The organism is Bryocella elongata (assembly GCF_900108185.1).
GTDB lineage: Bacteria > Acidobacteriota > Terriglobia > Terriglobales > Acidobacteriaceae > Granulicella > Granulicella elongata.
Genome location: NZ_FNVA01000007.1, coordinates 199,405 through 213,414 on the forward strand (window position 1 = coordinate 199,405; position 14,010 = coordinate 213,414).

At 63.2% G+C, this 14,010-nt stretch carries 12 protein-coding genes and 1 tRNA gene; 9 read left to right on the forward strand and 4 right to left on the reverse strand.

Annotated elements, in window-relative coordinates; genetic code table 11:
- Positions 1-63: 63 nt before the first annotated feature.
- A complete protein-coding gene (locus C4S68_RS18885) occupies positions 64-315 on the reverse strand; it encodes a hypothetical protein (RefSeq protein WP_103934667.1) in 252 nt (83 codons plus the stop codon).
- A 207-nt stretch (positions 316-522) separates the two neighbouring features.
- Here C4S68_RS18885 and C4S68_RS18890 point away from each other — a divergent pair.
- Positions 523-609: transfer RNA gene (locus tag C4S68_RS18890), tRNA-Leu, on the forward strand.
- Between the two features lie 550 nt (positions 610-1,159).
- On the opposite strand, the gene C4S68_RS18895 is transcribed toward C4S68_RS18890, so the two are convergent.
- The gene (locus tag C4S68_RS18895; RefSeq protein ID WP_103934668.1) at positions 1,160-1,579 is read right to left on the reverse strand and encodes a DUF2251 domain-containing protein; all 420 of its coding nucleotides are present in this window, start codon (positions 1,577-1,579) and stop codon (positions 1,160-1,162) included.
- Between the two features lie 167 nt (positions 1,580-1,746).
- On the opposite strand from C4S68_RS18895, the gene C4S68_RS18900 reads away from it, so the two are divergent.
- From C4S68_RS18900 to C4S68_RS18915, 4 genes are all read left to right on the forward strand, one after another.
- Positions 1,747-2,892 carry a hypothetical protein gene (locus tag C4S68_RS18900; RefSeq protein ID WP_235011711.1) on the forward strand — a complete coding sequence of 382 codons (1,146 nt, stop codon included), beginning with the start codon at positions 1,747-1,749 and terminating at the stop codon, positions 2,890-2,892.
- A 141-nt stretch (positions 2,893-3,033) separates the two neighbouring features.
- The gene (locus C4S68_RS18905; protein ID WP_160115236.1) at positions 3,034-4,860 is read left to right on the forward strand and encodes a L,D-transpeptidase family protein; all 1,827 of its coding nucleotides are present in this window, start codon (positions 3,034-3,036) and stop codon (positions 4,858-4,860) included.
- A 149-nt stretch (positions 4,861-5,009) separates the two neighbouring features.
- Complete coding sequence (locus C4S68_RS18910; protein WP_103934671.1) at positions 5,010-6,272, forward strand: metal-dependent hydrolase; 1,263 nt, start codon at positions 5,010-5,012, stop codon at positions 6,270-6,272.
- Positions 6,273-6,341: 69 nt separating this feature from the next.
- Positions 6,342-6,887: a DUF6580 family putative transport protein gene (locus tag C4S68_RS18915; protein ID WP_103934672.1), complete on the forward strand. Its 546-nt coding sequence runs from the start codon at positions 6,342-6,344 to the stop codon at positions 6,885-6,887.
- Positions 6,888-6,956: 69 nt separating this feature from the next.
- On the opposite strand, the gene C4S68_RS18920 is transcribed toward C4S68_RS18915, so the two are convergent.
- Complete coding sequence (locus C4S68_RS18920; protein ID WP_103934673.1) at positions 6,957-7,430, reverse strand: GatB/YqeY domain-containing protein; 474 nt, start codon at positions 7,428-7,430, stop codon at positions 6,957-6,959.
- Positions 7,431-7,545: 115 nt separating this feature from the next.
- Entirely contained in the window at positions 7,546-8,145 is a 600-nt protein-coding gene (locus C4S68_RS18925; RefSeq protein ID WP_160115237.1) for a methyltransferase family protein, read from the reverse strand.
- Between the two features lie 39 nt (positions 8,146-8,184).
- Between C4S68_RS18925 and C4S68_RS18930 the strand changes: the two genes are divergently transcribed.
- From C4S68_RS18930 to C4S68_RS18945, 4 genes are all read left to right on the forward strand, one after another.
- Positions 8,185-9,375 (forward strand): pyridoxal-phosphate-dependent aminotransferase family protein, encoded by a 1,191-nt coding sequence (locus tag C4S68_RS18930; protein ID WP_103934674.1) that lies wholly within the window; start codon positions 8,185-8,187, stop codon positions 9,373-9,375.
- A 511-nt stretch (positions 9,376-9,886) separates the two neighbouring features.
- Positions 9,887-11,983 (forward strand): NHL repeat-containing protein, encoded by a 2,097-nt coding sequence (locus tag C4S68_RS18935; protein ID WP_103934675.1) that lies wholly within the window; start codon positions 9,887-9,889, stop codon positions 11,981-11,983.
- 133 nt (positions 11,984-12,116) lie between these two features.
- A complete protein-coding gene (gene dnaB, locus C4S68_RS18940) occupies positions 12,117-13,505 on the forward strand; it encodes a replicative DNA helicase (RefSeq protein WP_103934676.1) in 1,389 nt (462 codons plus the stop codon).
- A gap of 113 nt (positions 13,506-13,618) precedes the next feature.
- Entirely contained in the window at positions 13,619-13,999 is a 381-nt protein-coding gene (locus C4S68_RS18945) for a VOC family protein (protein ID WP_103934838.1), read from the forward strand.
- The last annotated feature ends 11 nt before the right edge of the window (positions 14,000-14,010 follow it).

Below are 14,010 nucleotides of genomic sequence, written 5' to 3' on the forward strand. Positions count from 1 at the left end.
GGCGACGCGGCAGGAACGAACCACACCCAACATCGAATACCCAACACCCAACAACGGACTTTCTCAGCGCACCGTATGCTTCTTGATGTATTCGCGCAGCTGCAGATTGAGCTCCAGGGACTTCTGCACCCCGGAGTCCAGCATGCGCAGCCAGTCGGCGGCAGGCTCTTTGAGGTCCGCCATGGAGAGCAGGTAGCTGGTCTGGACGATGATCTCGAGCGCATTGGAAAGATCATGCGCGAGGCGGCGGATCTCCAATGCGAGGTCCTCGGGAATGGCCTGCTGTTCGGGATTGTTCCCGGTGGGTGTCGTCATGGTGCGGCGAGCGGCTCCAGTGGTTAGGATGTCTGCGGTTGAACGAGGCCCGGGCGCGCCGTAACGGCCGTCCCGGCACTCCTCACATGAGTCGTCGCGTATCGAGGGAAAGTGTACTCCAGCCCGTTTCGATTGACAGCCCGCGCCGCGTTTGGGACACTAAGAGAGCACTCGTAGTGGAGCGCCTTTTGCGCCAGCAGTGAGTGAGCCGAAGTGGCGGAATTGGCAGACGCGCATGGTTCAGGTCCATGTACTCGCAAGGGTGTGAAGGTTCGAGTCCTTTCTTCGGCACCAACGATTTCCCAGACATCTTGATTCCTGAAGTCAAGCAGACCGCAGGTGGCCGTTCCAATCGGGAACAGTGCCATCTGCGGTCTGAGTCTTTCCTCGCGACAACCTGAAGCACTTGCTTCAGCTGGCCGATGAAGTGTCTGCCGAAGACGCGGCGATGCCATACCGGCACAGCAGCGGCTCTTCCGGTGCAACCTTCGTTCGCGAGCCGTCCCCGTTCGGGGATGGTGCGACAGGATGCCCCGGAGACAACCTGTTCATGGACAGTTTGTTCGACAAAGGGGGCCAGTCTGATGCATGACCTATTGGTTGCCGGTGCGTTCCTTCTGATGGTCTTTTCGCCCTGCCTCGTGGCAATGCGGACAGGAATCGGAAGCGCGAACCACATCGAAGAAAAGATTTACGAGTAGCTCAGGGAAAAAACAGTCCCAACGCTCTTACGAGATCGACGTTGCCAGCCTCGGCCAGAGGCACAAAGCAAGCAGGGCAGCCTAACCGGCTGCCCTCTTTCTTTTGGCCGCAGCTGCTGCCCCGCAAGCGTCGCTCGGCGCAGCTATTCGTACAGCGCAGCTTCGAAGCGGGAGAGAGTCGCATCCTCCCACGCATGGCTGCTGGCCCGCCATCCCCCCGGACGGCCCGAATCATCGAGGAAGTTCGGAAAGTTGTTGCGGCAGAAGCTCGTCCGCGCGGCGAAGTTCATGTACGCCTGCGCTGAGCCTTCCACGTACAGCACGCACTCCTGCCCGTCGCGCGACCATTGCACGCTGGCAAGGTACTCGCGCGCGGGATCGGTGGTCTCGCCGTTGTTGTAGACCAGCATCGCGTCGAGGATCGCGCTCTCGTCGGCACGCGTGCGGTCGTAGGCATAGACATAGCCGGTCGGGCCTTCGTCCTCAAAGACAAGCGCCCACGGCGGACTCGGAGAATCGGAAGAGAACCACGCCTTGCCCCGGCGGAAGGTAAAAGAATCCATAGGAACAAGTTAACAGCAGAGGAGCAGAACAGCAGAACAGCTGTTCGGATCGGACTGTTCTGCTGTTCTGCTAACCGCTGTCCTGCTGCAAGCAGGTATCCTCAAAGTCAGTCATGCGATGGAAGGGTTTCTACATTGGTCGGGCGCAGCGAGTAGCAGCGCTACTGTTGTTCGTTCTGTTTGCCGAATGCTGCTGGACGATTGCGCATAGCCCGCTCACCGCGGACGACTATCGCTATGTCCGCTGTGGCCGTGAGATGTGGGAGCGCCCGGGTGCCATCCAGGGTTACTTCACCTCCTGCGGGAACATGAACGGCGACGGCACCTTCGCGTATCGCGTGGCTTCACTCCCGTTGATGGTGCAGCGCGACATCCTGCTGGCCGCCGACCATCTCCGCAAGCCGGAGAACCGCGTCTACCAGGGCGGTTCGCTCAATGGCACCTTGTGGGAGGCACGCAGCGAGCTGAACCTCGCCCCGTGGCTGCTGCGGCTGCCGTTTGTGCTCTTCGCCATCTGGCTCGGCGGCGGCCTCTGGTGGGTCTCCAAGCGTCTCTTCGGCCCTATCGGCGGAGCCCTCGCGCTCGGACTGTACATCTTTTGTCCTGCCGTCATTCACTACGCCGTGCACCCCAACAACGAAGTGCTCGCGATGTGGGGCATCTATGGCCTGGTCTACACACTGATCGGCGTGGCCCACGCGTTGCAGGGACCGCGCCGCAAGTGGCGCTTCCGGATCGTCCTGCTCACGGTAGCCCTGGGCTTCACAGCGGCGGCGCACCTGCTGGCAGCAGGCCTGGGGCTCATCGCCGGGACGATCTTCTGCCTCTACCTGTGTGAGCGCAATCGCGGTTACGTCATGCAGATCGTGCTCTTCTCCGCGGTCGGCGCGATGGTGATGCTGCTGTTCAGCTTCAGCCTGCGCCTCTCGGCGTTTCAGTACATCTTCTCCGGCGGTGCGGCGCGCTTCTGGTTCACGAACGGCGCGGTGCGGCTCTTCGCGACGACGCCCGGCAACGCAGGCATCGTCATCGCGGCGCTCACCGCGCTGGTCCTCTACGTGACGACGAAGCGCAGCCGCTACTTCGGCAACACCGCACCGCTTCTGATGGTGCTGGCCCTCGGCTGGCTCTACACGACGCAGGTCGTCACCGCGCCCTGGTTCTGGGCGCTGCCGTTCCTCTTTACTTTCATCGGCGGAGTCTTCGCGGACGCGCTCGAGAGCCGGGCGAGGAAGCTGTTCCTGGCCCTCACCGCGACCTTGATCGCCGCACAGGCGGGCCTGTGCTGGGCGACCATGGCCGGCCGCCTGTAAGCGGGCGTCTGTGGCCGGCCGTTTGTAGATCGTCGCGAAAATCCATCTGCGCTAGGATGTCAGCAACCGGAGCCGCTGCATCCAAGCTGCATACCCATGCGACAGCTCGACCCCGTTTTCGATCCTTTAGAGGCCCAACCTGTGACCCACCCTCGCCCTTCAGCGACTCGCTCGTCTGCAACTCTGCGCCGCTTTGCTGCTGCCGCCCTGCTCGCCGTTCTGCTGCTGCCCGTCTCCGGTTGCAAGAGCACCGTGCGCTCCGTGCGCAACCTCTTTCACCATCGCAAGTCGAAGTCCAAGCCCAACACGACGGACTTTGCCGACAACGTGCAGACGGCGGTGAGCACGCCTCGCCTCGCCAGCCTCAAGTGGGCCGACTACTCCGACTACCAGCCCGAGGTGCAGCAGTTCTACGACGATCGCGAGTACGAGCTCGCCTGGACCCGCGACGGCAAGCCCACCGCGGCGGCCACGCAGTTCATTCAGCTCTTCACCGACGCCGCGAAGAAGGGCCTCAACGCCGAGGACTATGACGCGTCGCGCTGGACCGAGCGCACCGCCCAGCTCGCGCAGATCCTCAAGAAGCACGACACCTCCGACACGGCGCAGGACACCGTCGCGCAGTTCGATGTCGCGATGACGATCTCTGTGATGCGCTACATCTCCGACCTGCATGTGGGCCGCATCAATCCGCAGGCACTCAACTTCGATATCGACGTGCCCAAGAAGCGTGCGGAGCTGGACCTGCCCACGCTGGTCGGCGACCAGCTCGTGGATGCCGATGACGTCAACAGCATCGTCTCCACGGTCGAGCCGAAGAACCCCATGTACACCGCCACGGAGCAAGCGTTGCCGCGCTACCTCGAGCTTGCGCAGCAGGACCAGCAGACTCCGCTGGAGCCACTGCCGGCGGCAGGGAAGGGCATTGCGGTGGGAGGAAGCTATCCCGGCATCGCCGGGCTCATCGTGCGGCTACAGCGCGAAGGCGACGGGACCATGGCCGCGCAGGGAAACACTTACACCTCCGACGTCGCCGACGCCGTCAAGCACTACCAGCAGCGCCACGGGATCACCGCCGATGGCAAGCTCAACGATGCCACGGTCGCTGCGCTCAACGTGCCCATGACCGAGCGCGTGAAGCAGATCAACGATTCACTCGAGCGCTGGCGCTGGCTGCCCGAGAACTATCAGCAGCCTCGCATCCTCGTAAACCTGCCCGAGTTCCTGCTGCGTGCCTACGGCGAGGACCACACCCTCGCCTTCACCATGCGCGTCGTCGATGGCGAAGCCAAGGGCAATCACGATACACCCACCTTCGTGCGCCTCATGCGCTACGTGGTCTTCCGTCCCTACTGGAATCTGCCCGGCTCTATCGTGAAGAAGGAGATCGTGGGCCATCTCCAGAAGAGCGGCATGGGCTACCTCGCGTCGCACGACTACGAGCTGACCACCGCGAACGGAACGGTCGTCACCAATGCCACGGTGGCGGACGTGGAGCACATGCGCTACGCCGTGCGCCAGAAGCCTGGGCCGAAGAACTCGCTGGGTCTCGTGAAGTTCCTCTTCCCCAACGAGTACGACGTGTACATGCACTCCACGCCGGAGCTGAACCTCTTCAACCTCACTCGCCGCGACCGCTCGCATGGCTGCGTTCGCCTTCAGCATGCCGATCAGATGGCGCAGTGGGTGCTCTCCACGGACAAGCCCGACGGTGACTGGGACGCCGACAAGGTCGCCGACATGATGAAGAACGAAGCGAACAACAACAAGACCTACAACCTGAAGACGCCGCTCCCCGTCGCCATCATGTACCTCACCGCCAACGTGGGTGAAGACGGCAGCGTGAACTTCTTCGACGACATCTATGGCTACGATCGCGAGCTCGAAGCTGCCCTCGCCAAGGGCCGTCCCTATCCCCGGGCCGAAGCCAAGATCAATCCCAAGCTCACGCCGGGAGAGACGGAGTAGCCGCCGCGCGGCAGCCCTCACAGCTCACCGCTGAAGACCTCATGGCTCTACAGAGCAACAAGGAAAGTCTGTAGAGCCATGAGGCATTCAGGATTGAGCGACGAGGATTTTCCGGGCAGCGTCTGTGAGGGCGTTAGGATACTTCTCACATGGAACCGGTAACCCACATCCTCACCGGAGCTTGCCTTGCCCGTACAGGGCTCAATCGCAAGGCCGCCTACGCGACCTTGACGATGGCCATCGCCGCGCAGTTTCCGGACATCGACACGCTGTGGAGCCTGCGCGGACCGGTCGCCGGCTTCGCGCACCATCGCGGCATCACGCACACGTTCGTGGGCATCCCGTTTGAAGCGGCGTTCATCGTGGGCGGCGTGTGGCTGCTGCATCGCTGGCGAGCCGCACGCTATGAGCAAAGGCTCACCGACGCTCCCCCCGACTCCGAGCCCGAGTTCCATCACGGCGACGGCCGCTACACCGACGAACGCAACGTGCGCCCGCTCACGGCGGCTCCGGTGCGCTGGGGGCTGCTCTATGGCTTTGCGCTGCTGGCGCTGCTCAGCCACCTGCTGCTGGACTTCACCAACAACTACGGTCTGCGGCCGTTCTTTCCCTTCGATCGCCACTGGTATGCCGGCTCGATCGTCTTCATCTTCGATCCGCTGATCTTTCTTCTCCTGCTCGCGGCACTCATCCTGCCGTGGCTCTTCGGGCTCATCGGCAGTGAGGTAGGCGCGCGCCGCCAGCCTTTCCGGTCCCGCGGCTGGGCCATCGTTGCCCTGCTTGGCATTGTGTCTTACTGGGGCCTTCGGACCTTCGAGCATGCCCACGCCGTCGAGATGGTGATGCAGCAGGCCGTGGCAGTGCCCGTTTCCGCCAGTCCGGCCCAGACCGACGCGACCGACACTGCGACCGACGCTCTGAATTCCACGCCTGCCCCCGCGCCACCTGCCCCGGCTCCCACGTTTGCAGCCGCACGACGCGTCCTGGCCAGTCCCGACCCGCTCAGTCCCTTCCGCTGGTACACCACCGGAGACTACGGCTCCTTCTACGAACTCGACACAGCGGACACGTTGCATGGCAACCTCTCCGGCAACGGCGTGGCCCGAGCCAAGGCACAGTCCACACCGCAGATCCGGGCGGCGCTCGCCAGCCCGCTGGGCCGCGTGTACATCGACTGGTCCTCGGCTCCGCTGCTGGAGCAGGAGCAGCCCGACGAGGCTGGTCGGATCGCCGTCACGCTCACCGATCTGCGCTTTGTCGGCGATATCCCCTTCATGAATCGCGAAGGCCACAGCCCGCTCAGCGGCGAGATCGTCCTGGACCGTCAGAACCGGGTGATCGACCAATCGCTCGACGGCCGCAGTGCCGGTGGCGTCCTCGGCGACCCCCTCACCGGTGGCCTTCCCCGCTGAAAGCGGTACAGGCCGAAAGGGTACAATTGGGGTCTAGCCTTGAACTCCTTTGAGGAGATCCGGACACCTATGACAGCTTTCCTCGTACTCTTCGCAGCGGCTCTGAGCCGCCTTCTGCCGCACCATTACTTCCACGCCGTGGGCATCAACTTCACGGCCGTCGGCGCTGGCCTGCTCTTCTTCGGCTCGCGCAGCCCCCGCTGGCAGGCGCTCCTCGCCGTCGTGACCATGGCGCTCACCGACGTCTACCTGACCACGAAGGTCTATGGCATGGCCTTCCACGTCGAAGGTTATCTGATCACCTGGGCCTGGTACGGTTTGCTCTGCCTGCTGGCCAGCGGACTGCTGCAGAAGGTCAGCTTCCTCCGCGTCGCCGCGGGCGTGCTCACCTCCAGCATCGGCTTCTATGTCTTTGCCGACATCATGCCCTTCCTCAGGATGTATCCGCACACGCTTGGCGGTCTCAAGGCCTGCTACGTGGCGGCGCTGCCGTTCCTCTGGAACGACATGGCCTCGACGGCGTTCTTTGCGGCGGTGCTCTTCGGCGCGCCGGTGCTGGCGGCGAAGCTCACGGAAGCGATGGACTCGCAGAGCCTCGGCAATCGCCTGGCATAACGCATCTCGTCTTCGGACAACACAAAGGCCGCGCTTCGAGCGCGGCCTTTGTGTTGCCGCAGAGCTTGACTACGCCAGCGCCGCCTTGATCATCTCGCTCAGCTTGCCGCCATCCACACGCAGCCCATCGGCCAGCGAGCGGGCACGCGCGACCTTCATCACCGCTCCCATATCCTTCGCTCCTGGCTTGGTGCCACCGTTGTCGGCCGTGATCTGTGCGACAGCTCCCTCGACGATCGAGCGGATCTCGTCATCGCCCGCGGCCTTGGGCATATAGGCATCGATCAGCGCGATCTCCCTCTGCTCTTTCTCCGCCAGCTCCGCGCGTCCACCCTTGGTGAACTGCTCGTAGGAGTCCTTGCGCTGCTTGATCATCGTGGTCAGGATGGCCTGCTCCTCCGCGTCGGTCAGCGCCTTGCGGGTGTCGATCTCCTTCGACTTCAGCGCGCTCTTCACCATCCGCAGCGTCGTCAGCGTGAACTCGTCACGCGCCTTCATCGCGGTGATAATGTCCGCCTGCAGGCGGTCTCCAATCTGTGCCATGTTGCGTCTCCTTCTCAAACTCTCAACTTCCAGTATGACGCGTAGGCGCAGCCGTTGGAACAGCCAACGCGAAGCGCTAACCCCAAGGGCTCAACGAGCTTCAGCTCGCTGCTTCCTAGTAGATCCCCGGGATCAGCCGCTTCGTCTCCGCGCTGTAGGCCACATACTCTTCCCCAAACGCCGTTCGCAGCGCAGCTTCCTCCACCGAGATCCGGTACAGCAGCGCCGCCGTCGTCGGCGCCACGATGATTGCCAGCCCGATCCAGTTTCCGCTGCGCACTCCCAGCGCGGCGATACAGAGCAGCAGCCCGGTATACGACGGGTGGCGCATGTAACCAAACAGCCCCGCGCGCATCACCCGCTGTCCATCTCGGATCGCCACGTTGACGCTGAACGCCCGGCCCAGCGTATAGATGGCGACCCAGCGAAGCGTCAGCCCGAACGCCAGCATGGCGAGCGCGACGCCCCGCACCGCGTGCGGCCCGCCGGGCATCAGCCCGAACGCACCCTCGGCCTCGTGCGTCGCAGAAAACCACGTGCCCAGGCTGATCGACGCAAAGATCACCACCCACAGCAGCCGCATGCTGCCCTGGTCCTTTACCTCGCCTCCACTGCGGCGCGTGTACGTCATCAACACGAGCAGAATTTCGGAGGCGATCCAGGCCCAATACAGCGTGCGCCACGCCAGGCGAAACCAGTCAAAGGAGGAAGTCATGCGATGAGTCTCTCTCAAAGTCGATAAAATGGACATACGATGATCCGCAAAACACGCCTGTTTACGCCCGGTCCCACCCCCCTCCTTCCCGCCGCGCAGTTCGCCATGGCCGCCGCGGATATTCATCACCGCACCCCGGAATTCCGCGCCCTGTACACGCGCGTCCTCGCCCAGCTCAAGGAGTTCGTCGGTACCTCCAACGACGTCATCCTGCTGTCCTCCTCAGGCTCCGGCGCGATGGAAGCTTCCGTCTCTAACCTGACTTCGCCGGGTGATCGCGTCCTGGTCCTCTCGGCCGGTAAGTTCGGCGAGCGCTGGACCGGCATTGCCAAGAGCTTCGGTTGCGAGATCGACCTCGTCAGCGAGCCCTACGGCCAGACCTTCGACATGGAGAAGGTCAAAGCCGCGCTCAAGCCCGACACCCGCGTCGTCTACATGCAGGCCAACGAGACCTCCACCGGCACGCAGCATGACGTGAAGGCCGTCGCCCAGCTCCTCAAGGACACGAACTCCGAAGCTCTGCTCGTCGTCGATGGCATCACCGGCCTCGGCACCTCCACGCTGGACATGGACGACTGGGGCATCGACGTCCTCATCGGTGGCTCGCAGAAGGCCGTCATGATTCCTCCCGGCCTCAGCTACCTCGCCATCAGCGAGCGCGCCTGGGCTCGCATGGAGTCCACCAAGAACCCGCGCTACTACTTCGACCTCCGCAAGGAGCGCAAGAACGCCGTCAAGGGTGAGAGTGCCTACACGCCCGCCGTCGCGCTCATCGCCGCGCTGGGTGCGGCGTTCGACTGGATCGCCGCGCAGGCCGCGACCACCGACAACCCCGCCGGCAACCTCGTCGAAGGCCGGAAGAAGCTCGTGCACAACGCCGAGGTCATCTCCGAGATGACTCGCGCCGCGATGGTCGCGCTCGGCTTCAAGCTCTTTACCGAGTCGCCCGGTTCGGCTGCGACCGCAGTCTATGCTCCCGAAGGCGTTGACTCCGGCCTCGTCGTCAAGGAGCTCAAGAGCCGCTTCGCCGCGATCATCACCAACGGCCAGGGTGAGATGAAGGGTCAGATCTTCCGCATCGCCCACCTGGGCTACTTCGACTACATGGACATGATCGCGCTCATCGGCGCCATTGAGCAGGTCGTCGTCAAGTCAATCCCCCAGCTCAAGGCGAGCTTCGGCGATGGCCTTATCGCCGCGCAGAAGGTCTACGCCGAGCGCACCGCCTAACCTCTTCGGACAACGGCGGCGCAGACCTGATCCGGATGATCTGGTTTGCGCCGCCTTTTTCGTGTCCGCCGATCGAGCTTGACGTCCGATTCCCCCGGCCAAGACTTTTCATCGGATAGACACGGAAGCGAAGACCGCCGTCGTTGCGGGTCCAACGGGACACTAAGCCCGGAAACCCCACACTTAAAAGCTCTTGCTAATTGCAAACGGCAATTCTTTCCGATAACTTTGGTACCCAAAGAAGAATCGTCGAGTTCCCTTCAGCCTGAGTATTGGGACCAGTCAAGACACAGGACGTAGGGATTGACGCTGCGATGCAAGCTTCAGCGGTTTGCTCCGCTGCCGGGGTCTCACGATTGAGAGACGGCATCCCGGATCGTCAGGCGATCGTCGGTTCGGCTATGGCACAGTGGGCGCCCCTGCCCAAAAACTCCGTAACTCTGCGCGGCGTTCCTGCAGCGCGAAGAACCTTTTCCCGATCTACCAGGCTACGTCTCCTCCGAGGTGCTTCATGAAGCCATCACTCCGTCTCGCGACTCTACCCCTGGCCGGCGCAGCGCTGGCTTCGCTGTTGAGTCTTGTTCTTACCGGCTGTGGACTTGGCTCCACGCAGGCAGTCACAAGTACGGTTGCCACGGTCAAGATGAGCGGTACCGCACACGGCGGTCCGAATCCCATCACCAACGCCAACGTCACTCTTTGGGAGACGTGGACGACCGGCATCGCAGGCACCGCGACCGGCCGCACCGCCGCAACCGCCAGCACCTATGGCTCCGCGGCATTCCAGATCGGCAGCACCACCACCGATGCTTCGGGCATGTGGAACATCGCCAGCTTCAACTGCGATAACGGCGAGTACATCTACGTGACGATCACCGGTGGCAAGACGGCCTCCAACAGCCCGAACTCCAACTCGGTCCTGGCATCGCCGGTGGGCGCGTGCACCACCCTCCCGAGCTCCGTCTCGGTGAATGTCACCGAACTCAGCACCATCGCCATGGCGTACTCCCTCGGAGCCTTCACCAGCGAAAACCCGACCTATCTCGGCACGGGCTCACAGCAGATCTGGATCGGAGCACCGGCGGCGAATAATGTGGCTGCGGGCTCCTGCTCCGGGACCGGAAGCACCCTCGCCTGCACCGCTTCTGGCCTCGGCCAGGCCTTCACGACCGCGATGGACATCGTGAGCTCCGTGGGCTACGGCAGCACGCCGAGCGGCAACGCCAACACGACGCTGACCGACCCCAGCGGCGCCACGCCGAACACGTCCTCGTCCGTTCCGCGCGCCTTCATCAACACCCTGGGCAATATCCTGCAGAGCTGCGTGAACACCAGCGGCGGCACGGCTGGCGACTCCTCGGCTTGCGGCAAGCTCTTCTCCGACACTGCCTCCGGCTCGCTGACCCCGACCGATACCCTCCAGGCCGCGATGAATATCGCTGCCTATCCCACGGTCAACGTTGGACCGATCTATGCCCTTGGCGCTCCCGTTAGCGCGTTCGGGCCGGCGTTGACTGCGCAGCCGAATGATTTCTCGCTGGCCATCACTTACACCGGACCCAACAGCAGCACGAGCTTCGACGCTCCCAAGTTTGTGGCGATTCGCCCGACTGAGGACGTCGTCGTGCTGACCACGAACACCGCTGGAACCACCGACACGCTCATCGATCTCGCGACCACCGGCGCCGTGACCACCAGCGTTGCGCAGACCGCCACCCCCGGTGAGCGTCAGCTCGCAGTCGACCTCTCCGGGAATGTCTTCGCCAATCAGCCTCTGACCAGCGGCGCTGTCACCGAGTACGACGCGCTCACCTTCGCGGCCTCGCACTCCTACCCGGTGAACACCCCGGGCGGCATGGCGGTGGACCGCAACAATACCGTCTACTTCACGCAGGACAGCTCCTCGGCGGCGTCGATCTACTACCTCACCTCCGGATCTTTTGTCCCGGCACAGATCACCTTGTCCTCGTCTCCGGCCCCCAGCGTTGCGACCTCCAGCAGCGTTCCGGGAGCACTCAACTTCGATACCAACCAGAACCTCTGGATGAACATGCTGGGCTCCAGCAACCAGCAGGTCAACTACGTATATGAAAAGTACGTATCGCCCAACACCTGCACGCCGCCCGACTTCTGCGGGCTCAATGGAGCGAACCTGGGACTCACCGTGGGTGACTCCTACAGCACCGTCTTCGATGCCTCCGGTTTTGCCTACTCCAACGCCGGTGCCCGCATTCTGCAGTTCGATCAGAACGAGAACAACGTCGGCTTTTACACCCCGGCTTCGGGTCACACGCTCAAGTACGCTTCGGTCGATGGAGACGGTGTCATCTTCTATCCCGATGCCACCGGTGGCGCGTTGATTCCATTCGACACCAAGTCGGATGGCTTCTCCTCGCTGAAGCCTTGCTCGCTGCGCATCACGAACTCCACGTCGCAGACCACCTCCTGCGCTAACGCACTTGGTTCTCCCGCCAGCACGCAGGTCGATGCCGCAGGAGCAGTCTGGATCGCCGATCCGGGCGCCAGCGTCGTCGTGAAGCTGCTGGGAGTGGCATCGCCCGCATGGCCGGCACTCGCGCTCGCCAAGGCTTCCACGGAACCGCAGTAAGCTGGTTCATCGCTCCACCCCCAAACGGCGGCTTTCGGGCCGCCGTTTTCCTTTTGCGCACAATGCCGTACGAGCTTTCCGAAATTCCCACACAAGAGGTCCGCGCGCCCGCGCTTCTACACTGAAGAGAGACATGGCTTCCTTCAGCTCCTCCGCCGGTATCGGCGAAACTCTTCCCGCCTCCATTCAGACCGAGATCACGGTCCTCGGGGCGATGATGCTCGACGGCGTCGCCATCACCGACGCCACGGCGAAGCTGCGCGCCGACGACTTCGCGCTCGACTCCCACCAGCGCATCTACCGCGCCATCCTCGAACTCGTCGAGCAGGGGCAGGCCGTCGACTTCATCACCCTCATCAACGCGCTCTCCAGGACCAAGGAGCTCGACGCCGTCGGCGGGCAGTCCTACCTCGCGTTCCTCACCGAGGGCATTCCGCGCAATCCCAACATCGAGAGCTACGTCCAGATCATCAAGGACAAGTCGCTGCTGCGGCAGCTGCTCTCGATCTTCTCCGAAGGCATGGCCGCCGCCGCCGACCAGAGCGAGGAAGCCACCAAGGTCCTCAACGACGTCGAGGTCCAGCTCGCTGCCGTGGCCGACTCCGCCATCCAGCGCGGCTTCTCCGGCATCCCGGCCATCGTCGCCAGCTCCTTCGGCACCATCGACGCACTCTACGAGCAGGGCCGCGAGGTCACCGGCCTCGCCACGCACTACATCGAGTTCGACAAGATGACCTCGGGCCTGCAGCCTTCCGACCTCATCATCATCGCGGCGCGCCCATCCATGGGCAAGACCGCATGGGCCATCAACATCGGCCAGAACTGCGCCGTGCGCGATGGCAAGGTCGTCGCTGTCTTCTCGCTCGAAATGTCGAAGGAAGCTCTGCTGCGACGCATGCTCGCGTCGGAGGCCATGGTCGGCTCGCGTAAGCTGCAGACCGGCTTCATCCCGCGCGAAGACAAAGGCAAGCTCATCGCCGCGCTGGATCGCCTCATGGGCTCCAAGCTCTTCATCGACGACACCCCCGGCATCACGCTCGCCGAGATGCGCGCCAAGGTCCGCCGCCTCAAGCAGCAGGAGAACGGCCTCGACCTCATCATCATCGATTACCTCCAGCTGATGACCGGCTCCAACAAGGGTGGCAAGGGCTTCGACAACCGCACCCAGGAAGTCGCGTCCATCTCGCGTGGCCTCAAGGGCCTCGCGAAGGAGCTCGGCGTGCCCGTCATCGCGCTCTCGCAGCTCTCGCGTGGCAGTGAGCAGCGCACCGGCGACAAGAAGCCGCTGCTCTCCGATCTCCGCGAATCAGGCTCGATCGAGCAGGACGCCGATCTCGTCGCCTTCATCCATCGCGAGGAGTACTACGACCGCGAAAACGAAGACGTGAAGGGCAAGGCCGAGATCATCATCGCCAAGCAGCGTAACGGCCCCACCGGCTCCGTGCAGATGGCCTACCTCTCCGACTTCACTCGCTTCGAAAACCTCGACACCATGCATGATGGCGGCGGCGACGCGTACTAGCGCGCCAGGAATTTTGTGCACTCCTGACACGCTCCTGACACTATGCTGTCAGCAGGCATCTCCTACTCTCACTCTCGTAGTTCACTTCCGCACGAGAGATGAAGGAGAGCGCCATGAACAAGTTCGAAACCAATGCCATCACATGGTTTGAGATTCCGACCACCGACTTCGCACGCGCCACCGCGTTCTACGAGACCGTGCTCGATGACAAGCTGCAGGCCTTTCCCGGGCCCGAGCCCTGCAACATGTTCCCATCGCAGCCCGGTGGCGTCGGCGGTTGCATCGTTCATCGCGAGCACGCTAAGCCCAACAGCAACGGCACCGTCGTCTACCTCAACGCCGATGGCAAGCTCGACGCTTCCGTCAAGCGCGCCGAGAAGCTCGGCGCGAAGGTGCTCGTGCCGCGCACGGCCATCCCCGGTGGCTTTGGCTACTTCGCGTGCATCGAGGACTCCGAAGGAAACCATGTTGGCCTGCACTCCCGCGAGTTCTAGGGCTTGCTTTC